The 24833-nt window shown below is 66.1% G+C and carries 26 protein-coding genes; 20 read left to right on the top strand and 6 right to left on the bottom strand.

From position 1 onward, the window contains the following. Window positions 1-51: 51 nt before the first annotated feature. The 3 genes from M1E01_RS02935 to M1E01_RS02925 all read right to left on the bottom strand — a co-directional run bounded on the left by M1E01_RS02935 (window position 52) and on the right by M1E01_RS02925 (window position 4287). On the bottom strand, window positions 52-2106 hold the full coding sequence (locus tag M1E01_RS02935) for an ABC transporter ATP-binding protein (RefSeq protein ID WP_457973614.1): 2055 nt from the start codon (window positions 2104-2106) through the stop codon (window positions 52-54). Continuing rightward, the gene (locus tag M1E01_RS02930) at window positions 2103-3848 is read right to left on the bottom strand and encodes an ABC transporter ATP-binding protein (protein WP_457973613.1); all 1746 of its coding nucleotides are present in this window, start codon (window positions 3846-3848) and stop codon (window positions 2103-2105) included. Before M1E01_RS02930 ends, M1E01_RS02935 begins: the two co-directional genes overlap by 4 nt. A 184-nt stretch (window positions 3849-4032) precedes the next feature. After that, on the bottom strand, window positions 4033-4287 hold the full coding sequence (locus tag M1E01_RS02925) for a hypothetical protein (protein WP_457973612.1): 255 nt from the start codon (window positions 4285-4287) through the stop codon (window positions 4033-4035). A 361-nt stretch (window positions 4288-4648) separates the two neighbouring features. On the opposite strand from M1E01_RS02925, the gene M1E01_RS02920 reads away from it, so the two are divergent. From M1E01_RS02920 to M1E01_RS02895, 6 genes are all read left to right on the top strand, one after another. After that, window positions 4649-5485 (top strand): hypothetical protein, encoded by an 837-nt coding sequence (locus M1E01_RS02920; RefSeq protein WP_457973611.1) that lies wholly within the window; start codon window positions 4649-4651, stop codon window positions 5483-5485. Continuing rightward, entirely contained in the window at window positions 5482-5910 is a 429-nt protein-coding gene (locus M1E01_RS02915; RefSeq protein ID WP_457973610.1) for a phage holin family protein, read from the top strand. Before M1E01_RS02920 ends, M1E01_RS02915 begins: the two co-directional genes overlap by 4 nt. Then, window positions 5911-6567, top strand: coding sequence for a DUF3618 domain-containing protein (locus M1E01_RS02910; protein ID WP_457973609.1), 657 nt, complete (start codon window positions 5911-5913; stop codon window positions 6565-6567). A 43-nt stretch (window positions 6568-6610) separates the two neighbouring features. Next, a complete protein-coding gene (locus tag M1E01_RS02905) occupies window positions 6611-7069 on the top strand; it encodes a DUF4383 domain-containing protein (protein ID WP_457973608.1) in 459 nt (152 codons plus the stop codon). Window positions 7070-7224: 155 nt separating this feature from the next. Next, entirely contained in the window at window positions 7225-7455 is a 231-nt protein-coding gene (locus tag M1E01_RS02900; protein ID WP_457973607.1) for a zinc-ribbon domain-containing protein, read from the top strand. Between the two features lie 153 nt (window positions 7456-7608). Beyond that, window positions 7609-8358 (top strand): alpha/beta fold hydrolase, encoded by a 750-nt coding sequence (locus M1E01_RS02895; protein ID WP_457973606.1) that lies wholly within the window; start codon window positions 7609-7611, stop codon window positions 8356-8358. A 25-nt stretch (window positions 8359-8383) separates the two neighbouring features. Here M1E01_RS02895 and M1E01_RS02890 read toward each other — a convergent pair whose 3' ends face one another. After that, on the bottom strand, window positions 8384-8608 hold the full coding sequence (locus M1E01_RS02890; RefSeq protein ID WP_457973605.1) for a hypothetical protein: 225 nt from the start codon (window positions 8606-8608) through the stop codon (window positions 8384-8386). Window positions 8609-8808: 200 nt separating this feature from the next. Here M1E01_RS02890 and M1E01_RS02885 point away from each other — a divergent pair, with 200 nt between their 5' ends. The 3 genes from M1E01_RS02885 to M1E01_RS02875 all read left to right on the top strand — a co-directional run bounded on the left by M1E01_RS02885 (window position 8809) and on the right by M1E01_RS02875 (window position 11004). Further along, complete coding sequence (locus M1E01_RS02885; RefSeq protein WP_457973604.1) at window positions 8809-9513, top strand: alpha/beta hydrolase; 705 nt, start codon at window positions 8809-8811, stop codon at window positions 9511-9513. Between the two features lie 96 nt (window positions 9514-9609). Then, window positions 9610-10128, top strand: coding sequence for a YbaK/EbsC family protein (locus M1E01_RS02880; RefSeq protein WP_457973603.1), 519 nt, complete (start codon window positions 9610-9612; stop codon window positions 10126-10128). 27 nt (window positions 10129-10155) lie between these two features. Continuing rightward, entirely contained in the window at window positions 10156-11004 is an 849-nt protein-coding gene (locus M1E01_RS02875) for a PhzF family phenazine biosynthesis protein (protein ID WP_457973602.1), read from the top strand. Between the two features lie 33 nt (window positions 11005-11037). On the opposite strand, the gene M1E01_RS02870 is transcribed toward M1E01_RS02875, so the two are convergent. Next, a complete protein-coding gene (locus M1E01_RS02870) occupies window positions 11038-11958 on the bottom strand; it encodes a 2-hydroxyacid dehydrogenase (RefSeq protein ID WP_457973601.1) in 921 nt (306 codons plus the stop codon). A 537-nt stretch (window positions 11959-12495) separates the two neighbouring features. Here M1E01_RS02870 and M1E01_RS02865 point away from each other — a divergent pair. The 4 genes from M1E01_RS02865 (at window position 12496) to M1E01_RS02850 (ending at window position 16262) form a co-directional block, all read left to right on the top strand. Continuing rightward, window positions 12496-12762 (top strand): hypothetical protein, encoded by a 267-nt coding sequence (locus M1E01_RS02865; RefSeq protein ID WP_457973600.1) that lies wholly within the window; start codon window positions 12496-12498, stop codon window positions 12760-12762. A gap of 196 nt (window positions 12763-12958) precedes the next feature. Further along, window positions 12959-13561 (top strand): thymidylate kinase, encoded by a 603-nt coding sequence (locus tag M1E01_RS02860; RefSeq protein ID WP_457973599.1) that lies wholly within the window; start codon window positions 12959-12961, stop codon window positions 13559-13561. A gap of 275 nt (window positions 13562-13836) precedes the next feature. Continuing rightward, window positions 13837-14817: an SRPBCC family protein gene (locus M1E01_RS02855; RefSeq protein WP_457973598.1), complete on the top strand. Its 981-nt coding sequence runs from the start codon at window positions 13837-13839 to the stop codon at window positions 14815-14817. A 143-nt stretch (window positions 14818-14960) separates the two neighbouring features. Next, entirely contained in the window at window positions 14961-16262 is a 1302-nt protein-coding gene (locus tag M1E01_RS02850) for a phosphotransferase family protein (protein ID WP_457973597.1), read from the top strand. Window positions 16263-16378: 116 nt separating this feature from the next. On the opposite strand, the gene M1E01_RS02845 is transcribed toward M1E01_RS02850, so the two are convergent. Next, complete coding sequence (locus M1E01_RS02845) at window positions 16379-16585, bottom strand: hypothetical protein (protein ID WP_457973596.1); 207 nt, start codon at window positions 16583-16585, stop codon at window positions 16379-16381. Between the two features lie 568 nt (window positions 16586-17153). Here M1E01_RS02845 and M1E01_RS02840 point away from each other — a divergent pair. From M1E01_RS02840 to bcp, 7 genes are all read left to right on the top strand, one after another. Then, entirely contained in the window at window positions 17154-17954 is an 801-nt protein-coding gene (locus M1E01_RS02840) for a hydroxypyruvate isomerase family protein (RefSeq protein ID WP_457973595.1), read from the top strand. A gap of 54 nt (window positions 17955-18008) precedes the next feature. Next, window positions 18009-18887 (top strand): 2-hydroxy-3-oxopropionate reductase, encoded by an 879-nt coding sequence (locus M1E01_RS02835; RefSeq protein WP_457973594.1) that lies wholly within the window; start codon window positions 18009-18011, stop codon window positions 18885-18887. Between the two features lie 109 nt (window positions 18888-18996). Further along, entirely contained in the window at window positions 18997-20775 is a 1779-nt protein-coding gene (gene gcl, locus M1E01_RS02830; RefSeq protein WP_457973593.1) for a glyoxylate carboligase, read from the top strand. A 30-nt stretch (window positions 20776-20805) separates the two neighbouring features. Next, window positions 20806-22014: a glycerate kinase gene (locus M1E01_RS02825; protein WP_457973592.1), complete on the top strand. Its 1209-nt coding sequence runs from the start codon at window positions 20806-20808 to the stop codon at window positions 22012-22014. Continuing rightward, window positions 22007-23350, top strand: a complete 1344-nt coding sequence (allB, locus tag M1E01_RS02820; protein WP_457973591.1) for an allantoinase AllB — start codon at window positions 22007-22009, stop codon at window positions 23348-23350. The genes M1E01_RS02825 and allB overlap by 8 nt, the downstream gene beginning before the upstream one ends. 11 nt (window positions 23351-23361) lie before the next feature. Next, window positions 23362-24138, top strand: a complete 777-nt coding sequence (locus M1E01_RS02815) for a winged helix-turn-helix domain-containing protein (protein WP_457973590.1) — start codon at window positions 23362-23364, stop codon at window positions 24136-24138. Window positions 24139-24265: 127 nt separating this feature from the next. Next, window positions 24266-24745: a thioredoxin-dependent thiol peroxidase gene (bcp, locus tag M1E01_RS02810; protein WP_457973589.1), complete on the top strand. Its 480-nt coding sequence runs from the start codon at window positions 24266-24268 to the stop codon at window positions 24743-24745. The last annotated feature ends 88 nt before the right edge of the window (window positions 24746-24833 follow it).

Below are 24833 nucleotides of genomic sequence, written 5' to 3'. Positions count from 1 at the left end.
CGTGGACTCATCTCCCCCGAATCACGAAGAGCCGCTTAGCTTGTGCTGTGCCTAAACCTCCGCCACGGGAGCCGCGAACTGCGCCTCATACAACCGCGCGTAAGCCCCGCCCGCGGCCAACAGCGAAGCGTGCGTGCCCTGCTCCACGATCTGGCCGGCCTCCATCACCAGGATGAGGTCGGCGTCGCGGATCGTGGACAGGCGGTGCGCGATCACAAAAGAAGTCCGGTCCGACCGCAAAGCACTCATCGCCTTCTGCACCAGCACCTCAGTCCGGGTGTCAACTGAAGAAGTCGCCTCGTCCAAAATCAGCACCGACGGCCGGGCCAGGAACGCCCGCGCAATCGTCAGCAACTGCTTTTCCCCCGCGGACACATTCGAGCCCTCGTCCTCCAGAAGCGTGTCGTACCCGTCAGGCAGTGACCGCACGAACCGGTCCACATACGTCGCCTGGGCAGCCTCAAGAATTTCGGCCTCAGTAGCTCCGGGCCGGCCATACGCAATGTTGTCCCGGATCGTCCCGGCAAACAGCCACGTATCCTGCAGCACCATCCCCATCCGCGAGCGCAGCTCACGCCGGGGCACAAAGGTGACGTCCACGCCGTCGAGCGTTATCCGCCCGGCGTCCAGCTCGTAGAACCGCATCATCAGGTTCACCAGCGTGGTTTTCCCCGCCCCGGTGGGCCCGACAATCGCCACCGTTTGCCCCGGCTCCGCCACCAGGGACAACGAGGAGATCAGCGGCTTGTCCGGCGAATAGGAGAACGAGACGTCCTCGAACACCAGCCGCCCCTTCCCAAATGCAGGCCCGGCAGACGGGGCAGGCTCAACAGACTCCTCGTCCTCATCCAGCAACGAGAACACCCGTTCGGCGGACGCCACACCGGATTGCAGCACGTTGGCCATGGACCCCAGCTGCGCCAGCGGCATGGTGAACTGCCGGGAGTACTGGATGAACGCCTGCACGTCGCCCAGCTGCATCGCCCCGGAGGCCACCTGCAGCCCGCCCACGACGGCGATCCCCACGTACACCAGGTTCCCGATGAACGTCATGGCCGGCATGATCAGCCCGGAGATGAACTGCGCGCCGAAACTCGCCTCATACAGCTCCGCGTTCTTCTGCCGGAACCGCTCCCCCACCTCCTGCTGCCGGCCGAACACCTTCACCAGCGCATGCCCGGTGTACGTCTCCTCGATCTGCCCGTTCAGCTCCCCTGCGTGCTTCCACTGGGCCACAAACAGCTTCTGGGAGCGCTTGGCGATCAGCGCCGTCAGCCCCAGCGTCAGCGGAATGGTCACCAGCGCGATCAGCGCCAGCGTGGGCGAGAGAATCACCATCATCACCAGCACGCCCACCACGGTCAGCACCGACGTCACCGCCTGGCTGATGGTCTGCTGCAGGCTCTGGGAAATGTTGTCCACGTCGTTCGTGACCCGGCTGAGCAGCTCGCCGCGCTGGACCGAGTCGAAATACCGCAGCGGCAGCCGGTGGATCTTCGCCTCGATCCGCTCCCGCAGTCCGAACACCGTCCGCTGCACCACCCCGTTCAGCACATACGCCTGCACCCACATAAACGCCGACGACAGCACATACAGCACCAGCGCCCACGTCAGCACAGTGCCCAGCGCCGCGAAGTCGATCCCCTGCCCCGGCACCAGATCCATCGCGCTGAGCATGTCCGCGCGCTGCCCCTCCCCGGACGCCCGCAGCTGCGCAATCACCTGCTCCTTGCTCACCCCGGCCTGCAGCTCGCGGGACACCACCCCGGCGAAGATCAGGTTGGTGCCCTCCCCCAGCAGCCGCGGCCCGATCACCGAGAGCGCCACCCCGGCCACCGCCGTCGCGAACACCAGCAGCAGCCACGCCCGTTCCGGCCGCAGCGTCCCCAGCAGCCGCTTGGCCGACGGCCAGAAGTTCATCGCCTTCTCCGCCGGGACGTTCATCCCCGCGAACGGTCCGCCGCGTCCCGGCCCGCCTGCCGGACGGGGAATGCGGGCGACGTCGGCGCTTGCCGTTTTGCCGCCGGCAGGTGCGGTTGCCGCGGCGGTTGTGGAAGTACCGGTTCCGGAAGAAGCGGACGACGGCGGGCGGTCCGGTGCGCTCATACCGTCTCCTCCGCTGCCAGCTGGGAGGAGACGATCTCGCGGTACGTCTCCGAGGTCTCCAGCAGCTCCCGGTGCGTTCCGCGCCCGACAACCCTGCCGCCGTCGAGCACTAAAATCTGGTCCGCATCCACGATGCTGGACACGCGCTGGGCGATGATCACCAGCGTGGCGCCGGCGGTGCTGCGCTTGAGGGCCTGCCGGAGGCGGGCGTCCGTGCCGGTATCCAGCGAGGAGAACGAGTCATCGAAGATGTACAGCCCGGGCCGTTTCACCAGGGCCCGGGCGATGGCCAGCCGCTGCCGCTGCCCGCCGGAGACGTTGGTGCCGCCCTGGCTGATGGGCGCGTCCAGTCCCTCCTCCATCCGCTCCACGAAGTCGCGGGCCTGGGCGATCTCCAGAGCGGTCCAGAGCTCGTCCTCGGTGGCGTCCGGCTTACCGTACTGCAGGTTGCTGCGCACGGTGCCGCTGAACAGGTAGGGCCGCTGCGGGACCAGGCCGATGTGCCCCCACAGCAGGTCCGGGTGCAGCTCGCGGACGTCCACACCGTTCATCCGGACAGACCCGGAGGTGGCGTCGAACAGCCGGGGCATGAGGTTCACCAGGGTGGTCTTGCCAGCGCCGGTGCTGCCGATGATCGCCGTCGTCTGCCCTGCCCTGGCGGTGAAGCTGATCCCGGTGAGGACGGGCTGGTCGGCACCCGGGTAGGCGAATCCGACGTCGCGCATTTCCAGCTCGCCGCGGCGGTGCCCGTCCCGCGCGGCTGGGCTGACCGGGTGTGCGGGCGGCCGGACGCTCAACTCCGTGCGCAGCACCTCCCCGATCCTGTCGCCGGATACCGCTGCACGCGGGATCATCACGGCCATGAACGTGGCCATCATGACCGACATCAGGATCTGCAGCAGGTAGCTCAGGAACGCGATGAGCGTGCCCACCTGCATGGAGCCGTCCTGGATCCGGAACGAGCCGAACCAGATCACGGCCACGCTGGAGACGTTCAGCACCAGCATTACCGCCGGGAACGCCAGCGCCATGAGCCGGCCGGCGCGCAGGGCCGTGTCCGTGACATCCTCGTTGGCGCGGGCAAAGCGCTCGGTTTCGATGTCTTCGCGGACGAAGGCGCGGACCACGCGGATGCCGGTGAGCTGCTCGCGGAGGACCCGGTTCACGGTGTCGATCCGCTTCTGCATCTTCTTGAACAGCGGCACCATCCGGACGGTGATGAGGCCGACGGCGATCAGCAGCACCGGGACCGCGACGGCGATCAGCCAGGACAGCTGGGCGTCCTGCCGCACGGCCATGACCACCCCGCCGATGCTGAGCATGGGCGCGGTGACCAGCATGGTGGCGGACATCAGCACCAGCTGCTGGACCTGCTGGACGTCGTTGGTGGACCGGGTGATCAGGCTGGGGGCTCCGAACTTGGTAACCTCCTGCTCGGAGAAGTCGCCCACCCGCTGGAAAATGGCGCCGCGCAGGTCCCGGCCCACGCTCATGGCCGCCTTCGCCGCGAAGTACACCGCGATGACCGCGCACACGATCTGCAGCAGCGTGATCCCCAGCATCACGCCGCCCAGGCTCAGGATGTACCCGATGTTTCCCTTGGCCACGCCCTCGTCGATGATGTCCGCGTTCAGGGTGGGGAGATAAAGGGAGGCAATGGACTGCGCCAGCTGGAAAACCACGACGGCGGCCAGCAGCCGCCGATGCGGCCGCAAGTACTGCACAAGCAGCTTCCAGAGCATGCGGTCTCCGTGCCTACGAAGAGTGATGTGAAGGTCAGTGTACGTCCGGGCCTTAGTGCTGTTGGAGGACTTTCAGAGGCCCCCGCAAGAGCTGCCTGTAGGCTGGGGCACACCGCCGTCGTACGCGGTAGCAGCATGGTGAGTTGCGGCTTAGGCCTGCCACGCTGGGCTCGGGCTGGCTGGCTCAGACCAGCGCGGGATAGCTGCTGAGGATGTAATCTGCGGCAGCCGGGCCTGTCATGCGCAGTCCGTTGGCTCCGGGATCAATCCGTTCCCGCATTGCTGCCCAGAAGGCTCTCTCCGGCCGCGGTTCCTGCAAGGTGAGATGGCACCAACTGGTGTAGAGGCCGTAAAGGGCATCGGGCTTCAGCGTGCACTCGGATTCGGGTTCGCACGTGGTGGCCTCCCGGAGGAACTGGTCGTACTGGGTATCTGCCATGTGGGTGATTGCCAATGTTCGGGCCTTTCGCTGCGCGCTTTCAAGTGCCGCCGTGTGGCTACAGCAGCAACGCACCCTGCCGCATGCGGCAGGGGAACGTGTCTCTCGCAAGTGATTCGTTGCCGGTCTCCCTAAGGATGGGTAGAACCTTTTCCGGACTTTTCGCCATGGCCTCGAGCTTGCCCAGCTCATGGTTGGGACCCTTCTGCCAGCCGGTTCATCAGGGAAAACGCAGGCAAGTGATCAGGGAAGACACAGCGCAACAATTTAGCAAGCCTGCTTACTATCCCTTACTAAACATGCTTACTATTGTCCCGTGCTGGTTCATCAAGAGCAGCTACCCGTCACAGGAAAGAGAGCAATGATGAGCGAAAACCAATGGCCGCAGGCCGCCGACCCGTACCCCGCAGACCCCTATGGCACCGCAGGAACAACCGGCACCACAGGAACAACCGGGACGTTCGCCGAGCAGGGCGGGGCATCCTCCAAGAAGGAAGCCGCCAGGGAAGAAGCCTCGAACGTCGCAGGCCAGGCCAGGGGCGCAGCCCAGGACGTGGCGGGCACCGCCAAGGCCGAGGCCGCGAATGTCGCCGCCGAAGTCAAGACCAACACCAGGGACCTGCTCAACCAGGCCAGGTCCGGGCTGACCGAGCAGGCAGGGGCCCAGCAGCAGAAGGCCGCCGAGGGCGTCCGCACCATCTCCTCGCAACTGCGCTCCATGGCCGATGCCCCCGAGCAGCAGGGCGTGGCCTCGGACCTCATCCGCCAGGCCGCCGAGCGTTCCGAATCCGTCGCGTCCTGGCTGGAAAACCGGGATCCGGGCTCGCTGCTGAACGAGGTTAGGTCCTTCGCCCGCCAGCGCCCCGGCACCTTCCTGCTCCTTGCCGCCGGCGCAGGCCTGCTCGCCGGACGCCTCGGCCGCAGCCTCCAAGCCGGAACCCCGGAAACCGGACCTGGCTCAGGCAACGTTCCCCCGTATCCCGCCCAGCCGCCGGTCACGGAGAGCAGCCTCACTGCAGCCCCGGCTGCACCTCTATATGACGCACCACAGCCAACTCCCACCACCTATGCAGAGACTGTGTATGGCGAGCCAGCGCGCCCGGGCTTTGAGAGCCCCGGTTCGGCAGGTGTGCCACTGCGCGACCCCAACGACCCCTATACCGGAAGTTATACCGAGGGTGGAGGACGTCCCCTGTGAGCAGCCAGATACCCGACACTCCCCCGACGGCCGCGCACGCCAAAGCGGACTCGACCTCGCTGGGTGACCTGCTCGGTGACGTCACCCGGGACCTGTCCACCCTGATGCGCCAGGAACTGGAGCTCGCCAAGGTTGAAGCGAAGCAGTCAGCCACCCGCGCCGGCAAAGGCTCGGGCATGTTCGCCGGCGCCGGCGTGGCCGGGCACTTCGTGCTCCTGTTCCTCTCCCTCGCCCTCTGGTACGCCCTGGGCGAGCTGATGGGCCTGGGCTGGTCCGCCGTCGTCGTCGCCCTGATCTGGGGCATCATCGCCGCGGTCCTCGCCACCACCGGCCGCAAGGAATTCAAGCGGATCAAGGGCATGCCCCAGACCGCAGAAACCGTCCAGGAAATCCCACCCACCCTCAAACCCAACGGAGGCCACTAAATGAGCAGCGAGAACCCGGACGCCATCCGCGCCGACATCGAAGCCACCCGCGCCCGGCTGGGCACCAACGTGGACGCCGTCGCGGACAAAGTCACCCCCTCAAACATCGTCCACCGCCAAACGGACAAGGTGAAAAACGCCATGTTTGGAGTGAAGGAGAAAGTCATGGGAGCAGCCGACCACGCCACCCACAGCGCCTCCGGCGGCATGCACTCCGCCGCCGGCAACGCAGGCTCAGCCCTGCACGACGCCCGCACCAACGTCACCTCCAGCCTGCAGGACGCCGGCTCCACCGTCGGCTCCGCCGTGGCGGACGCACCGCACCAGGCCGCGGTAAAGACCCAGGGCAACCCCCTGGCCGCGGGCCTGATCGCCTTCGGCGCCGGACTGCTCGTCTCCTCGCTGATCCCGCCAAGCCAGAAGGAACGCGAAGCAGCCGAAGCCCTCAAGAGCGCCGCCGAGCCCATGACCAGCCAGCTCACCGAAGCGGCCAAGGACATGGCCCAAGGCATGAAGGAACCCGCACAGGAAGCCATGGAAAACGTCAAGGCCACCGCCACCGACGCCGTCCAGAACGTCAAGGACGAAGGCCAGACCGCCGCCACCGACGTCAAAACCAGCGCCACCGACGCCACAGACCACGTCCGAAACACCTAAGCTGCACGCAAACCATCCCGTCATAACAAAGGAGCCCACAACCATGGTGACTGCCAGCCACACCGGAGCTAAATCGAAACTTCAGAAAGCAAGTCAGGCCGTAGGCGCCGTATTCCTGCTGGTCGGCATCCTCGGATTCATCCCTGGGATCACGAGCAACTACGACTCCCTGGCCTTCGCAGGACACGGATCGGAAGCCCTCCTGCTGGGCATCTTCCAGGTATCCGTGCTGCACAACATCGTCCACCTGCTGTTCGGTGCGGCGGGCCTCGCGATGGCCCGCACGCACTCTCAGGCCAAGAACTTCCTGCTGTACGGCGGCATTATCTACCTGGTGCTTTGGCTGTACGGACTGCTCGTCGGCCACGACACCCCCGCGAACTTTGTCCCGCTCAACGGCGCGGACAACTGGCTGCACCTCATTCTGGGACTCGGCATGATCGCTCTGGCAGTACTCCTGTCCCGGGACACTACACCCCGAAGCACATCCGCAGCCGGCTAACCACTGACCTGTTGCCGGCGGCCGATTTTGAGGAACGGACGCCGGCAACACGCACAGTGAAGTGAAACTTCGGGGCGCCCTACCTCAGTGAAGGGCAAGCGCTCCAAGGACTAGAGAATTATTGTGCACCATCAGGCGCAGCTGAAAGGCACTTCATGTTTTTCCTTTTCGGACTCAGTACTAAGCTCAAGGCCCTACCTTCGCGGCCGGCGACCTGCCAGTACTGCGGGGCCTTCACCCAGCACTACCTTGAAGAACGCGCCACGAGGTTCACGCTGTTTTTTATCCCCGTCTTCACGACCTCAAGGTCATACCAGATAACCTGCTCAAACTGCGGCCAGCGCTCACGCATCAACTCGCGGCAAAAACGCGCCCTGGTACCGTAATGCCCACGCCCTTTGAGCTGGCACCCTTCAGGCACCCGACTCGCATACCGTAAGCGGGGGCATGTGCCTGTCTGGAATGAACGCCGTCGGGCCGTCCGTACGGAGGGAGCTGAGCTCGCCGTTTTCGAATACGGTCCAAGCCCAGCACCGGGGGTGCCCTCGCTGCTTCTCGTGCACGGCTACCCTGATGACCATCGGTTCTATCTGCCGCTCATCACGGAGCTTGCCGCCACCCATCATGTGGTTGCCTACGACACCCGAAATGCCGGGCTGTCCGCAGTGACCAAAACCCCCGGGAATTACACTCTGGAGGCCCTGGTCAACGATCTGTTTGCGGTCCTCGAATCCAGGGACGTAGCGGACGTTCACCTCGTGGGGCACGATTGGGGATCAATTCAGGGCTGGGCCGCCATACAGCATCCCCGTGCCGCAGGCCTTATTGCGCAGTACACCAGCATCTCCGGCCCGGACCTCGGGCACTTCATCCGTTGGATTGTTTCCCGTGCCCGCACCCCCCAAGGCTGGCCGCAGTTGGCGGGGCAACTCCTCCGCAGCAGCTACGTGGCCGGCTTTCAAATACCGGTGCTGCCGGAGGCGATATGGCGCCTCTTCCTTACACGCTTCTACGAAAGGTCAGCCGGACGCCGGGTTAATGACGATCCCGCCCGCGGGCTGGCCCTGTACCGCCAGAACCTCTTCCCCCGGGTTCGCCGGCCTTCCCCGGCACCGGTCAACGTGCCTGTGAACGTGGTGGTCCCGCTGAAGGATCCCTTTCTGTCACCGCACCTGGCTGACGGGCTCGACAGTTGGCTGCCTGACCTGAACGTGATCCGCGTTGATGGCGGGCACTGGTGGCCGGCCACGCATCCGAAGGAATTGGCGCAGCTGCTGCGGGCCGCGTAGAAGCTGTGTCAGAGCAGAAGGCAGGTCAGAGCGGGTTGTTCCCGTCCGGCTGCGCCTCCGGGTCCTCGTTCTCTCCGTAGCCGGTGGCCGAGGCGAGTCCGGCAACCTGCTGGCCGGCGTTCGTCTGGCCTGGCGTGAAATGCGTGCCGGGGGAACTGGCGTCCTCCTCCCCGGAAGCGGGCGCCACGTCGTCCCGCAGGTGCTTGTCAGCGGGAAGGTCACTATTGCCGGAGTGCTCTTGAGCTGTCATGCATCCAGCGAACCACGCGCCCGGAACGGCCGCAACCACCCTGGTTGTCCCAGTAGGGTGCCGTGTCGGAACGGGCCAGGACGGGCCAGGACGGGCCAGGACGGGCCGGTCTACAATGCCAGAACGCGGACGGGCACGCTTCAGGGTGCAGGCCCAGAACGCTTGCCCGGTTATCCTGCGTCCGCCTGCCTGGAGGAAAAATGGAAGGTTCACGGGGATGGTTATGGGAACGATCAGCTCTGAGCGCCCGGCCAGGAAAAGCACTGTCCGAGCAGTTTCCGGACACGGGCAAACTGATCGCGTTGGGTGTGGAGCGGACACGGGATGCATTGCTCTACGTTCCCGAGGGCCTCAAGCCTGGACAGCAAACCCCGCTCATCCTTCTGCTTCACGGGGCCGGCGGCGACGCGGCCGGCGGCTTATCCTTGCTGCTGCCTCTCGCCGACACCTACGGTTTTGTACTGGCGGCTCCTTCATCCCGCGGCTCGACCTGGGACGGCGTTCGGGGAGGATATGGACCGGACGTTGATGTCATCAACAGCTCCTTGGAACGCATATTCCACCTGGTTACCGTGGATCCCCTCCGCATAGCCGTCAGTGGCTTTTCCGATGGCGCCTCCTACGCCTTGGGCCTTGGCCTGGCCAACGGAGACTTGTTTTCCAACATCGTCGCTTTCTCGCCCGGATTCGTGCCACCCGGGCCGCGCGTTGGAAAACCCGGCATCTTCGTTGCGCACGGCGATGCTGATGCTGTCCTCCCAATTGGCCAGACGAGCCGAAGGCTTGTGCCCGCCTTAAGGGAAGGGGGGCTTGACGTCACTTACCGTGAGTTCAACGGTCCGCATGCAGTACCTGCGCACATTGCCGAGGAGGCCCTCCACTGGCTGGGTGGACGGACCACGTGAACCGGCCCCGGGGAGCACGCCTCATTAGGCGGGGCTGCTTTGACGGGCAGCACTCGAGGTTCCGTTGTACGTTGGAACCGACGAAAGGAACGGCCTGTGACCGACTCGATCCTGATGGCCGAGGTGGCCGACGCCCTGAAGCTCCACGACGTCCGCCACGAAGTGCTCGAGTGCTCTCCTGACCTCGCAGACACCGCAGCGTTCTGTGAGCACTATGGCTTCACGCTCGAGGAAGCGGCCAACACCATCCTCGTGGCATCCAAGAAGATTGAGCCGCCCACGTATGCAGTCTGCGTGGTGCTCGGCACTACGCGCCTCGACGTGAACCGCACGGTCCGCAGCCTCCTGGACGTCAAACGGGCATCCTTCGCCGACGCCGAGACCACTACCTTGCTGACCGGCATGCTGGTAGGCGGCGTCACCGCGCCAGGCATCGACGGCCTCCCGATCTACGTGGACAGTGCGGTGATGAAAGCCGACAGAGTGGTCATGGGCGGCGGAAACCGCTCCAGCAAGATTGTCCTGGCGCCGGCCGAGCTCCTCAAGCTGCCCGGCGTCGAAATAGTGGACGGCCTGGCCGCACCTCGCAATCCTGCAGACATGCGGCAGGACTAACTTCCCCAATTCGAGAGAAAGGCAGCCATGGCCGCCGTCGTCAATGAACTTCCCTTCAGCCAAGTGGACGTCTTCGCCCCTGGCCCCAGGCCCGGCAACCCGGTCGCGGTCGTGCACGATGCGGACGGCCTCTCCGCCGAGCAGATGCAAACCTTCGCCAACTGGACCAATCTCTCCGAGACCACGTTCTTGCTGCAGCCCACCGATCCTGCTGCTGACTACAGGCTGCGGATTTTCACGCCCCGCGCCGAACTGCCGTTCGCCGGGCATCCCACGCTTGGTTCGGCCCATTCCTGGCTTGAAAACGGGGGTAAGCCCCGCAACGAGGGGCAGCTCATCCAGGAGTGCGGCGGCGGCATGGTCAGCATCACGCGGCATGGCCCAGACCTCGCCTTCGCAGCACCGCCCCTGCGCAGGTCGGGGCCGGTGGAACAGTCAGTGCTTGACCAGGCGCTCTCGGGCCTGCGCATCGGCCCGGAACGCGTTTTGGGCAGCAACTGGGTGGACAACGGCCCCGGCTGGCTTGGCATCCGGCTGGCCTCCGCCCAGGAGGTGCTGGCCCTCCAGCCTGACTTCACCGCCATGGGCGATCTTCTGGTCGGCGTCATCGGCCCCTTCGGCGGGGACGGACCTGCAGACTTCGAGGTCCGCGCCTTCGCTCCCGGCGTCGATATCCCCGAGGACCCGGTGACGGGCAGCGTCAACGCCGGGCTGGCCCAGTGGCTGTTCGCCGAAGGCCAGGTGGACCGAAGCTACACGGTCCGGCAAGGAACCGTGCTGGGCCGCGGCGGGCGGCTCAGTATCTCCCGCGAAGGGGACATCATCTGGGTAGGCGGCGCCTCCCGCACTGTCATCCGCGGCCGCGTTTTGTTCTAAGCCCCTCGCGGCATACGGCTAACCCGCAAGGAGTTAGCCGCCCAGCACGACATTCACCGGTGGCTCCCCTGCCAGCATGAGGTCGATTTGCCGCTGCAGCAGCCGTCCCATTCTGGGGCGCATCGCTGAGCTCGCGCCGCCTATGTGCGGGGTAATGATCACGCCGGGTGTCGACCACAGCGGGTGGTCCCGCGGCAGCGGCTCCGGGTCGGTGACGTCCAGGGCGGCGCGGATCCGGCCCGACGCCGTGTGCCGGACCAGGGCTTCGGTGTTTGCAACCGGTCCACGGGCCACGTTCACCAGCAGCGCCCCGTCGGGCATTGCCGAGAGGAAAGCGTCGTCGATGAGGTGCCGAGTGGCGTCGCTGAGCGGGACGCCCACCACCACGATGTCGTGCTCAGGCAGCAGCGCGGGCAGTTCGTCAATGCCGTGGACCGCGCCGTTGACATCCGTCCGCGCGCGGCTGGCCACCCTCGTGACGCTTGTTTCGAACGGAATGAGCCGCTGCTCGATCGCTTTGCCTACGCCTCCGTAGCCCACTATCAGGACCCGGCGGTCGGCGAGGCTGGCAGTAGGCTTCGTTTCCCAAAAGCCTTCCTGCTGGTTGCGCAGAAGGCGCGGGAACTCCCGCTGGCTCGCCAGCATCATGGCCAAAGCGAGCTCGGCGGTGGATGTCTCGTGCACACCCGCTGCATTCGCGAAGACCCTGCCGGCGGGCAGTGACTCCACAACGCCGTCGTACCCGATCGATTGGCTCTGTACCAGGACCGTCTCTACCGCTTCCAGCTTCCGCAGCACCGTGGGCCCGCTCATGTAGGGCTGCACCACGATGTCGATATCCGGCTGTGGCGGCTCGCTCGCCAAGTCCCACTCAAGCAGGGTGACGTCGTCGTGCGGCTTCAGGTATTCACGCAGCGCCGCATCGGGCAGGCTCACCGTAATCTTCCGGGTCATGGTCTCCAACAGCTCCGTCGGCTCGGGGCAGGCTTGTCACCCGAAGGGCGCCCGCCGTCGGTTTTCTTGGTGCCAGCCTAGCCGCAGACGAATGTAGTGCAGGCAATCGTAGTGAGGTCGCACACCTTATTTTGATCCACTCAAAATAATCCGTAGAGTTGAAGGCAGGCCACCGAAGCCCTTTGAGTGCCGCACGGGTGAAGAACCCGGCTGCGGGCAAGGCGGCGGCCATCGGGACGTCAAATTGCCCGGCGACCCGCACCTGCCGCGACTACCTCCAGGACGTGACCCCGCTTGCCCAAAGCGGCCCCACCGTCTCCGCGCCAGTTCCGCAGTCACGTTGTCCCCCGCAGTCACTGCCGTTCATTCGTCCGCTGCCGTGCATTCAGGTTCCCGCGTTCCTGGACCAGTTCCCGAGACCCGCACGGCCGGAACCCCAGCGAGGATCACCAGCAGACGGGCAGCAGTCAGGCACCAACCGGTACAGCCCCATCCACCCGGCCCCACCCATAGGCCGACCAACAACAGGAGAACACCATGACCCTGCAGATCGAACGCCCCGTCACCCATGAGGCCGCCGCAACGCGCAGCAACAGCACGGCCACGCTCACCACCAGGGCACCGCGCGGCGGAAGCTACGTCACGGCGCCCGAGACCCGGCAGGATGCACTCCGCACCGAAGGGACCTATGTTTCACTGCCCGGCGGGCTTGCCGGCAACGGCGAAAAGGTCCGGGGCCGTTACGTGACGCTGCACACAGCGCCCTTGGACGAAGCCGAAGGCAGCTACACCCGCCGCGGCTAGGGGCTCGGGAGCCTCAAGCAGGACCGAGGACGACGGCGGGAGCTCAGCGCCGCCGTCGTCCTCTTCTTTTGACACTTTCAGCTTTTGTCCAGCGGGACCGCGTAGGCTCGAATGCCAGCAGCTCATCTGGGCGATCCGAGTATGGCCAGTGGTGGAAAACGCCGGTGCTGGGAACAGGAAAAGGGAAGGAGGCAACGTGCTGATTGTGCTGGCAGGCATCGATGGCTCCGGCAAGACCACCGCGGCCGAGGCGCTGGTATCGTCGACTCTCGCCGAGGGCCGGAAGGCCCTGTTTCTGAGCAATTACGCCGGCCGGCGCAGGATGTCCCTGCTCGCCGACCGATTCGGCGTGCACCTTCCGCCGCGGCTGGCCGACGGCGTCGAAACCATCATCCGGGGTGCCAACGTCCTGATCTCCCATGTCCGCGCCCGGCGCTTCCGCGGCCTGACGGTGATGGACCGCCATCTGCTCTGCCAGCTGGCATTGCGGGAGTCCCGGGGCCTGCCGCGCGGCCGTCTGCTCCCCTGGCTTCTGCGGAAGCTGCCGGCTCCGGACCTCGTGGTCTATCTCGACGTCGAGCCGCAGCAGGCCCATGACAGAATCGTGGCCCGAGGGACCGACAAGGAATCCCTGGCCGATCTCACCTCGCTGCGGGACGCCTACCGCTCCCTTCCAGAATTCGCCTACTTCACTATTGTTGACGCCGGCGTCCCCGAGCACGAGGTCCTTGCGGGGCTGCAACGGGTCATCGCCGCAGCGGAAAAAGCGCGCCTCAGCGCCGCCAGGCTCAAGGTTTAATCAAGAAGTCGCGCCGCGGCGCAACTGGCTGACACCCGGCCGTACAGTGATCCAAGCCTCCGGTTTCCCCCAGAGCGGAGCGCCAGGGAGCCCCCGCGCTTGAGCCTCAGACTCGCGCAGGGGCTCCCACCCATTCAGCCCCTCCTTCCGTCCGCTGCCGCCCCAATTCCGGCATCGGCTCTGGCCATCCAGCGACGCAACCCGATATGGTAAGCATGCTGACGAATTGCTTGCGGTTCGTCACAGCTTGTTCAAACGTCGACGAAGGAGACACTGTGAGCACGAGGGTAGAAAAACGAATTCTGGTCAACGTACCGGTAAGCACGGCCTACAACCAGTGGACGCAGTTCGAAGACTTTCCGCACTTCATGGGCGGAGTGAAGAGTGTGACCCAGCTCAGCGACGACCGCCTCGAATGGGTCGCTGAAATCGGGGGCGTCAAGCGGAAGTGGGAAGCCAGGATTCTGGAACAGATCCCCGACCGCAAGGTGGCTTGGGCCGCCACAGAGGGCGCCACCAACGCAGGATCAGTCGAATTCGAGGATGTGGGCGGCGGGCAGACGTCCGTCAAGCTCTTCATCGACTACGAGCCCGAGGGCATCGTGGAGAAGGTGGGCGACAAGCTCAACGTGGTGGAGCACCAGGCCGAATCCGACCTTCAGAAGTTCAAGGAATTCATCGAGGACGAAGGATATGCCAGCGGCGCCTGGCGTGGATCCGTCAACGAGGGTGCGTCAGTGGGCACCCCCGGCGTCGAGCAGGCGGCGGCATCACGCGGCGACAGCGGCAAGGCCGGGGTGTCCGGCAAGCTTGCAGCCGGAGTCGGTGTGGCCGCAGCGGCTGCCGCCGGCGCCGCCGTGGCCGCGGGCCGCAGCAGCTCCGACACGGACACCACTGCGACGGTTGCGGGAGACGCCGCAACTCCTGCCGTCGTCGCCCCCACTTCCACAGACACCGCCTACACGGAAACCTCCGGAACCGCCGGCACGGCTGGAACAGCCGATATTCCCGGAGCAACCAGCACTATTGGAACCAGCGGCGCGGCCGGCACCACCGGCGCAGCTGCCGGCGGATCAGCTCTGTCGGATGATGCCATCGCGCATCCCTTCGACCAGACCAACGGCCTGATCGACGACGAGGGCGATTCAGACGAAACGGCGGTCAGCGACACGCTGAGCGAGGCTGACCGCGAGGAAGCCGCCGACCGCGGCCCCGGCACCCTTCCGCCCACCGGCGGGACGCTGGGCCAACACTAGCGGCACGTAACCAGAGGACGACGGCGGAACTTCCCGCCGTCGTCCTCTTGCTTTCCCCCTTCCCCTGGCTCCTTAATGGTTCTCACTTGACGGTCTTCCGTTGAGCGCTGGCAACCATCAGTCCCACGGAAGGCCCGAAGCCCATGACAGCGGAGTCCCGGCCCAAGCACGCCGATCTGTCCCTTGCCAGCCGTGACGCGGCGATGCCGGGCCTGCCCTACCTGCTGGACAGCCACCGCCTGTCGAACCTGCTCGGCGAACAGGTCCACGTCACGCGGGTCCGGTATAAACCGCGCACTTCGCTGCTGGTGGCTTTTCGGCGCACACGCAACGGCAGCTTCGACTACGGCTGGGCCATGACCAGAGCATCGGCCGGCAAACTCCTCAGGCGCGAGGAGGCCGCCCGGCTGCGCGGCGGGGATGTCCGGATCCTGCATCCCGACCTCGACTCAGATGAAATGCTTGTGGCGACCGGCGGGGTGGAGGATGACTGGGGGCTGCACAAGAATCTCATCTGGCTTCGCGAGCATGGCCTGGCGCGGCTCGGCCTGCACCGCCCGGCCGGGGCCAGCTTGCTCAGCGGCTCCACCGCCGTGCTGCGCTACAAGCCCGGACGCTGCCTGGTCCTGCTGCTGCAGAATGGCGGGCCACCGCTGGTGGTCAAAATTGTCGCCAAACCTCACCACTCCGGGCGGCGGGAATTCCACGAACTGTTGCAGGTGAACGGCGTGCCCGTCCTGCCCCAGCTGGGCGACGCTGATTTCGCCCGCCACGGAATCACGGCCTCCGCCGCCTGGGGTGGGGGTGACTTGTCGGGCCTGGAGGAGGCTGGCGGAGCGCAGCGTGCCGGGCAGGCCCTGGCACGGGTCCATGACATTCCCGCTTCTTCGGGTTCCGGCACGGCTCCTTCGGGTTCCGGCGCGGACGGACCTCCGCTTTTCAACCCTGCCGAGCGCCTCGCTAAAACGCGGTCCATGGTCGCCTGGCTGCACCCGGAGCTGGAGAAGCGGGCGCGCCGGCTTGAGAGCGCCCTGGCAGGGCGACTCGCGGAGCGGGGATTGCAGGAGGTTTTGCTTCACGGCAATTTCTCTCCGGAGCAGGTGCTGGTAAAGGCCTCCGAAGTGCGGATCCGCGACTTTGACCAGGCCCGCAGCGGAGACCGCGAAGCCGACTTGGGGTCGTTTGCTGCGGCGGAGGAAGCAGGGAGCCGGGTCTCCAGTGCATCCGCGGCATCCGGGGGTGGTTGCGCCGGCGGCTCGGTGACAGCTTCCTTGTCTGAAGGATACGCTTCGGCCGGCGGTCGTTTCACCCGTGCCGGCGTGAATGCCTGGGCAGCGTTCCGCCTGTTTACAGATTGCGTGGAGCCGTTCAACGACCGGTCGCCGGAGTGGGCCGCCAGCATGGACTGGCATCTGCGCAGGGCCGGCGAGCTGGTCGGCCTCTAACTGACAACCTCAGGACACAACCTTCAGGTGGCACAAACCTCCAGTGACACGGCAGCGGCCGTTCAGGGCGTCGCTGCTCCTGAACGGCCGCTGTTTCAGTCCTGGCGCATTGGCCTTTAGACTGCCGGGTCGTGTGATCCTGTGGTCTTGTTATGGGTTTGCATGAGGTGCAGCTGCAGTTTCGCCTCTGCTTCCCGCCGTCGCCGGGCCTGTTCGCGCATCTTCCGCGTAGCCTCGGAGCCTTCGGGATGGAGTATTCCGGCCGTTCGATTTCGAGGAGCGCCACCGCCGGTGGGTGTCGCCGCCATCATCTCTTCGCTCATGCCCGCAATCGTCACACGTAGGCAACGGGGCGGGAAGGGCTACGACGGCAGCGTAACCGGATCGGAACCTTGGGCGCAGCTGAGCAGGAGGCCCGGAATGAAGCCGCAGCCGAGAATCCACAAGGCCGCGGCAGGGGAATCATAAGGGCCGGCGGCTTTTGGGAAGGCACCCCGGATCCCGGGGCTCGGCCGTCGGCCCCACTTTTATTTTACGAGCCGGGTGCCCTCCCAAACAGAGACTTTTCCCGCCGCCTCGCACATAGCCGGCCCATACACAGCTTGCCTCACACATAGCCGCCCGCACGCACAACTGCACCTCTTTGACCGGCCGCAACGTCAACTACCCCGAAAAGCTCAGGGCCGGGCGAGCCAATGCTGCGTGCAAGCGGTGCAAACATGGCGTCCGGGGGACGCCAGAGACGTGCGCCTGGTTTGGCCCCCTTGACTCCTCCCGCACTCTTTCCCTACACTTTTCATAAAGCAGAATCTAAATTCCACAAAGCGGAAACGGCAAAGAAGCCGGGGAAGCAGGGAAGATAGATCAAAGCCCTCCCCGGAAGGACCTACGATGACGTACACAGTGAACTGCTCCATCCTGCTGACGGAACTGCCGCTCTTGGAGCGCCCCGCCGCAGCCAAGGCTGCCGGCTTCGACGCCGTCGAGTTCTGGTGGCCCTTCGAGAGCTCCGTTCCTTCCGACGCCGAGACCACGGCCTTCGAGCGTGCCATCACCGATGCCGGCGTCCAGCTCACCGGCCTGAACTTCAACGCCGGCAACATGCCCGGCGGTGACCGCGGGCTGGTCTCCTGGCCCGCCCGCTCCACAGAATTCCAAGACAACATCGACGTCGTCGCAGGCATCGGCGAGCGCCTTGGCTGCAAGGCCTTCAACGCCCTCTACGGAAACCGCGTCGACGGCGAATCGGCCGAGAAGCAGGACGCCACCGGCGCCGAAAACCTTGCCGCTGCGGCCCGGGGTGTCGCCCGCATTGGCGGCACAGTCCTCCTCGAACCGGTTAGCGGAGCACCGAGGTATCCGCTGCTCACGGCTGAAGACGCGCTCAGGGTGATCGCCCGTGTCAAGGCGGAGGCCGGCGTCAACAACATCAAGCTCCTCGCCGACTTCTACCACCTGGCTGTCAACGGAGACGACGTCGAATCCGTCATCGAGAACCACGCCAAAGACTTCGGCCACATCCAGATCGCCGACAACCCCGGCCGCGGGGCTCCCGGAACCGGGCAGCTTCCCCTGGGTGAGTGGATTGCCCGCAGCCGCGAGCTCGGCTACGACGGCTACATCGGCCTCGAGTACAAGGAACCGCAGGAAACGGCCTTCGCCTGGGCCATCCGGGAACACGCCTCCCGTTAGTCGCACTACAGTCCCGCCCGCGAAGAAAATAGAGACTTCAGTAAAGGAACCACAATGAGCAACGTTGCAGTCATCGGACTCGGAATCATGGGCCTGCCCATGGCCATCAACCTCGTCAAGGCCGGCCACACCGTCACCGGCTTTAACCGCAGCCAGGACAAGATCGACAAGCTCGTCTCCGAAGGCGGCAAGGGTGCCGCCAGCATCGCGGATGCCGTCAAGGATGCCGACGTCGTGATCACCATGGTGCCGGACTCCCCCGACGTCGAAGGCGTCGTCAGCGGCCCCGAGGGCGTCTTCGCCAACGCTAAGCAGGGCACCCTCTGGATCGACGCTTCCAGCATCCGCCCCGACGTCGCCAAGCGCCTTGCGGACGGCGCCAAGGCAGCCGGGATCCGCCCCCTTGACGCCCCGGTCTCCGGCGGTGAACAGGGCGCCATCGACGCCATCCTGTCCATCATGGTCGGCGGCGACAAGGAGGATTTCGAGGCGGCCCAGGACGTCCTGAACGCCGTCGGCAAGACCATCGTCCACGTCGGCCCCTCGGGCTCCGGCCAGACGGTCAAGGCTGCAAACCAACTGATCGTTGCCGTCAACATCGAAGTTCTCGGTGAAGCCATCGCCTTCCTTGAGGCCTACGGTGTGGACACCGACGCCGCCCTCAAGGTCCTCGGCGGCGGCCTGGCCGGATCCAAGGTTCTGGACCAGAAGGGCCAGAAGATGCTCGACCGCAACTTCGACCCCGGATTCCGCCTCGCCCTCCACCATAAGGACCTGGGCATCGTTACCTCCGCCGCCCGCGAAGCCAATGTCTCCATCCCGCTCGGCGCCGTCGTCGCCCAGCTCGTCGCCGCCACCGTCAACCAGGGGGACGGCGGCCTGGACCACTCGGGACTTTTCAAGCAGGTCCTCCAGCTCAGCGGCCGGAAGTAAAGCACCTCCGGCCGTAGCCAACTAACAAGCAAAACCGGAGTACCGCCGTCGTACATAACGACGGCGGCTCCCTCAGCACACCCAAAAACAGACTTTCAAGGAGCACACCATGACGAAGATGCGTACCGTAGACGCAGCCGTCGCCATCCTGGAGAAGGAGGGCGCCATAGAGGCGTTCGGCCTGCCGGGCGCGGCAATCAACCCCTTCTACTCGGCCATGCGGGCCCACGGCGGCATCCGCCACACGCTGGCCCGGCACGTTGAAGGCGCCAGCCACATGGCCGACGGTTACAGCCGGGCCGCGGACGGCAACATCGGCATCTGCGTCGGCACGTCCGGCCCCGCCGGCACCGACATGATCACCGGCCTGTACGCCGCGTGGGCCGATTCCATCCCCATGCTGTGCATCACCGGCCAGGCCCCCGTAGCGAAGCTGCACAAGGAAGACTTCCAGGCCGTGGACATCGAGTCCATCGCCAAGCCGGTCACCAAGATGGCGATGACCATCCTCGAGCCCGGCCAGGTTCCCGGCGCGTTCCAGAAGGCGTTCCAGCTGATGCGCTCCGGCCGCCCCGGCCCGGTGCTGCTGGACCTGCCCATCGACGTGCAGATGGCCGAGATCGAATTCGACATCGACACCTACGAGCCGCTGCCCGTTGAGAAGCCCAAGGCCAGCCGCAAGCAGCTGGAAAAGGCCCTGGACATGTTGACGGCCGCCACGCACCCGCTGATCGTTGCCGGCGGCGGCATCATCAACGCCGGTGCCTCCGCCCGGCTGGTGGAACTGGCGGAAACGCTGAACATCCCGGTCATCCCCACCCTGATGGGCTGGGGCGCCATTGCCGATGACCACCCGCTGATGGCGGGCATGGTTGGTCTGCAGACCTCGCATCGCTACGGCAACGAGAACTACCTGCAGAGCGACTTCGTGATCGGCATCGGCAACCGCTGGGCCAACCGCCACACAGGCGGGCTGGAGACCTACACCGCCGGCCGCAAGTTCGTGCACATCGACATCGAGCCCACCCAGATCGGCCGCGTGTTCTCCCCGGACCTGGGCATCGCCTCCGACGCCGGCGCCGCACTGGACGGCCTGCTGGAGCTGGCCAGGGAACGCCGGGATGCCGGAAGCCTGCCGGACTACTCCGCGTGGGTGGCCGAGTGCGCCGGGCGCAAGGCGTCGATGCACCGCAAGACGCACTTCGACAACGTCCCCATCAAGCCGCAGCGCGTTTACGAGGAGATGAACCGGTCCTTCGGCCGCGACACCACCTACGTGTCCACCATCGGCCTGTCCCAGATCGCCGGCGCCCAGATGCTGCACGTCTTCGGCCCGCGCAAGTGGATCAACGCCGGCCAAGCCGGTCCGCTGGGCTGGACGGCCCCTGCAGCCCTCGGGGTGGTGCGCGGCAAGCCGGACGAGACCGTGGTTGCCCTGTCCGGGGACTACGACTTCCAGTTCATGATCGAGGAGCTCGCGGTGGGCGCGCAGTTCAACCTGCCCTACATCCACGTGGTGGTGAACAACTCGTACCTGGGCCTCATCCGCCAGTCCCAGCGCGGGTTCAAGATGGAACAGAACGTGTCCCTGGCCTTCGAGAACATCAATTCTCCGGAAACAAATGGCTACGGTGTGGACCACGTCAAGGTGGCCGAGGGCCTGGGCTGCAAGGCCATCCGCGTGGAGAACCCCAACGACATGGGCGCCGCCTTCGACAAGGCCAAGGCCCTCGCTGGCGAATTCCAGGTTCCCGTGGTGGTGGAAGTGATTCTGGAGAAGGTCACCAACATCTCCATGGGCACCGAGATCAACGCGATCAACGAGTTCGAGGAGCTGGCCGAGACCAGCGGCGACGCTCCCACCGCAATTCTCGCCCTGCAGCCGTAACCTCCAGCGCCAGAAAGAACAGGCACCACGATGCGCATTGTGATCGCGCCGGATAAGTTCAAGGGCTCACTCTCCGCTCCGGAGGTGGCCCGGCACTTGGAGAACGGGCTGACAAAACAGTGGGCGCCGTCAGCCGCGTTCGCCGCCCTTGAGGTCCTCCGCATTCCCGTGGCCGACGGCGGTGAAGGCACCTTGGATGCTGCCGTCGGCTCAGGCTTCACCCGGCGAAGCGCCGTGGTCACCGGCCCCATGGGGCGGCCATTGACGGCAGACTTCGCCGTCCGCGGGCGGGAGGCAGTCATCGAAATGGCGGCTGCCTCCGGCCTGGCGGCTCTGCCCGGAGGGCCTGATGCCACGACCGTCAAAGCAGCCAGCAGTCTGGGCACCGGCGAACTCATCCGCGCAGCTCTCGACGCCGGATGCCGGCAGGTAGTCCTGGGCGTCGGCGGCAGCGCCAACACCGACGGCGGTGCCGGGCTCCTGCAGGGACTCGGCGCCAGGCTCCTCGACGCCGCGGGCAACGAACTGCCTCCGGGCGGCGCGGCCCTCGCCGGCCTGGCGAGCATTGACTTCTCCAACTTCGACGCCCGGCTGGACGAAGCCCGGTTTGTCCTGGCCAGCGACGTGGACAACCCGCTGCTGGGCGGCCAGGGAGCGGCAGCGGTCTTCGGGCCGCAGAAGGGTGCCTCGCCTGGGGACGTCGCAGTACTCGAGAGCGCGCTGGACACCTTCGTGCAGGTGCTCGCCGAGGAAATCGGGCCACGCGCGCTGAAGGCCGCTGACGCTCCGGGGGCAGGCGCGGCCGGCGGCGTCGGCTACGCTGCCATCGCGGTCCTGGCTGCAACACGCAGGCCGGGCATCGACGTCGTTCTCGAGTTTACGGAACTGGCGGACCGGCTGGCCGGCGCCGACCTGGTGATCACGGGCGAAGGCAGCCTGGACGAACAGAGCCTGCTCGGAAAGACGCCCATGGGTGTGGCCCGCGCGGCACGGACCGCCGGCGTGCCGGTGGTCGCCGTCTGCGGCCGCACCACCCTGACTGCGGCACAACAGCAGCAATCCGGCTTCCGGCAGGTCTACCCCCTGACCGCGTTGGAGGCCAAGGTAGAAGTATGCATAGCTCAAGCAGGACCGCTGCTTGAAGAATTGGGACAGCACATCGGTGCCGGACTGGCAGATCTCACCGCAGAGACAATCCCGGCACACACCCCACGCACAAAGGAGCCCCTGAATGTCTGAAGAACAGTTTGACCTGGTCATCCGGGGCCGGCGCATCCTCACCACCGCCGGCATCGCACCGCGGGAAGTGGGTGTCCGCGGCGGCAAGATCGTCGCCCTCGAGCCCCTCGGCAACGGTCTTTCCGGCCGTGAGGTCGTTGAGCTCGGCGACGACGAAACGCTCATCCCCGGCCTGGTGGACACCCACGTCCACGTCAACGAGCCCGGCCGCACGGAGTGGGAGGGCTTCGCTTCCGCCACGCGCGCCGCTGCCGCCGGCGGTGTCACCACCATCATCGACATGCCGTTGAACTCGATCCCTCCCACCACCACCGTGGAAGGCCTCAAGCTCAAGCGCGAAGTCGCCGAGGACCAGGCGTTCGTGGACGTCGGGTTCTGGGGCGGGGCCGTTCCCGGCAACAAGTCCGACCTGCGCCCGCTCCACGACGAGGGCGTGTTCGGTTTCAAGTGCTTCCTGCTGCACTCGGGCGTGGACGAGTTCCCCCACCTCGAAGCGGACGAGATGGAGGAGGACATGCGCGAGCTGAAGTCCTTCGACTCGCTCATGATCGTCCATGCCGAGGATTCGCACGCGATCGACCACGCACCGCACCCGGGCGGCGACAAGTACGCCACCTTCCTCGCCTCCCGCCCCCGCGGCGCCGAGAACAAGGCCATCGCCGAGGTCATCGAGCGCGCCCGCTGGACCGGGGCCCGGGCCCATATCCTGCACCTGTCCTCCTCGGACGCGCTGCCGATGATCGCCTCCGCCAAGCGCGACGGCGTCCACCTCACCGTTGAGACGTGCCCGCACTACCTCACGCTCATGGCCGAGGAAATCCCCAACGGCGCCACCGCATACAAGTGCTGCCCGCCCATCCGCGAGGCATCCAACCGCGAGCTGCTGTGGCAGGGCCTGCAGGACGGCACCATCGACTGCATCGTCTCGGACCATTCCCCTTCCACGCTTGACCTGAAGGACCTCGAAAACGGCGACTTTGCCGTGGCCTGGGGCGGAGTCTCCTCGCTGCAGCTGGGCCTGTCGCTGATCTGGACTGAGGCCCGGCACCGCGGTATCCCTTTGGAACAGGTGGTTTCCTGGATGTCCGAGAAGCCCGCGGCCCTCGCCCGCCTCACCAACAAGGGCCAGCTCGCCCTGGGGTACGACGCCGACTTCTCCGTCTTCGCGCCTGACGAGGCCTTCGTGGTGGACGTTTCCAAACTCAAGCATAAGAACCCCATCACTCCCTACGACGGCAAGGCACTCTCCGGCGTCGTCCGCAGGACCTACCTGCGCGGCAGCGTGGTGGACGGCCAGACCCCCGGCGGCAAACTGATCCGCCGCGGCGGCATCTAGGACCTACCGCCATGGCTGTCCATGCCCATACGCCCGCACCGAGAACACAGTGTGTGCCAGTCCCCGGCGCACTGCGCCGCGGTGGCCGTGTGCCCGGGGTGCCGGGGCCCGCGTCCGGTCCTGTGCCTGCGTCCGGTCCTGTTTCTGCGCCGTTGCAGGCCCGGGGGCTGGCGGTATGGGTGGCGGTCGGGGCCGAGCAGGACATTGATGACGCCGTACTGGCCCGCGCCGCCGAACTCGTGCTGGCACGCGCCCTGAAGATCGCTCCGGAGGCGGAAGTCCATTGGCCTGCCGCCGGAGCCGCCACGTCCGACGCCGGGACCTCCCCCGCCGGGACGCCCCCTGGGGAGGGGGCACCGGCGGGGCCCGCCGCCGGCACTCCCGCGCCGCCGTCGTCCTCTCCGGAGGACTCCCCGCACACGGACGACGGCGGCGCCTCCCTCCTTCCACCGTCACCCGGCCCAGTCAGCCGGGTGACCGTGGACCTCGCCAAGGGCCACGTGCTGCTGGACGGTCAAGCAGTGTCACTTACCGGCGTCGAATTCACGCTCCTGCGCTACCTCGTGGAGAATTGTTCACGCACCATCAGCCGGGAGGAACTGCAGCGGTTCCTGGAGCGGTTCGACAATCCCGGCGCTGCGCCCCGCTCGATTGACGTTTATGTGGGGCGTGTCCGGCGGAAGCTGCTGGGCGGCCGGCACGCTATCGCCACCGTCCGCGGCGGCGGCTACCGCTTCGTTCCCGGTCCCGCTGCAACTGTCCGCGGCCCGGCGGAATACAGCATCTGACCGGGCTGTTAACCACTCCAGCGCTGCTGCCCGCCGGCTTTGTTTTGCACAGCTTGCACTGCCTTGCTTGTATTACCTGGCTTGCATCGCCTTGCTTGTATTGCCCGATCCATCCGAAGGAACTGCCATGAGCACCTACCTGACCACGAAGCTCCAGCCCGGAACCCAGGCGCCGGACTTCACCCTGCCGGACGCCGAGGGCAAGCAGACCTCGCTGGCTGACTACCGCGGCAAGAACGTCATTGTCTACTTCTACCCCGAGGCGGCCACTCCCGGCTGCACCACCGAAGCCTGCGACTTCCGCGACAACCTTGCCAGCCTGCAGGGCTCTGGCTACGAAGTGCTCGGGGTCTCCCCCGATGCTCCGGAAAAGCTGGCGAACTTCACCGGCGACTTTGGCCTCACTTTCCCGCTACTCGCCGACGAGGACCATGCCGTGGCCCTGGCCTACGGCGCGTGGGGCGAAAAGCTGGTCGACGGTGAGGTCCGCGAAGGCATCGTGCGCTCCACCGTTGTCCTAGATCCCGAGGGCAAGGTCAAGCTGGCCCAGTACCAGGTCAAGGCCCAGGGCCACGTGGCGGCGCTGAAGGAAACCCTCGGCCTCTAACCCGACGCTCTCTCACTTCCTGCCCGGTTCAAACCGACGCTCTCTCATTGATGGCAGGGTTTGAACCGACGCTCTCTCACTTATGGCA

This window comes from Arthrobacter sp. D1-17 (assembly GCF_054130535.1).
This window is presented reverse-complemented; position numbering and strand designations above follow the sequence as displayed.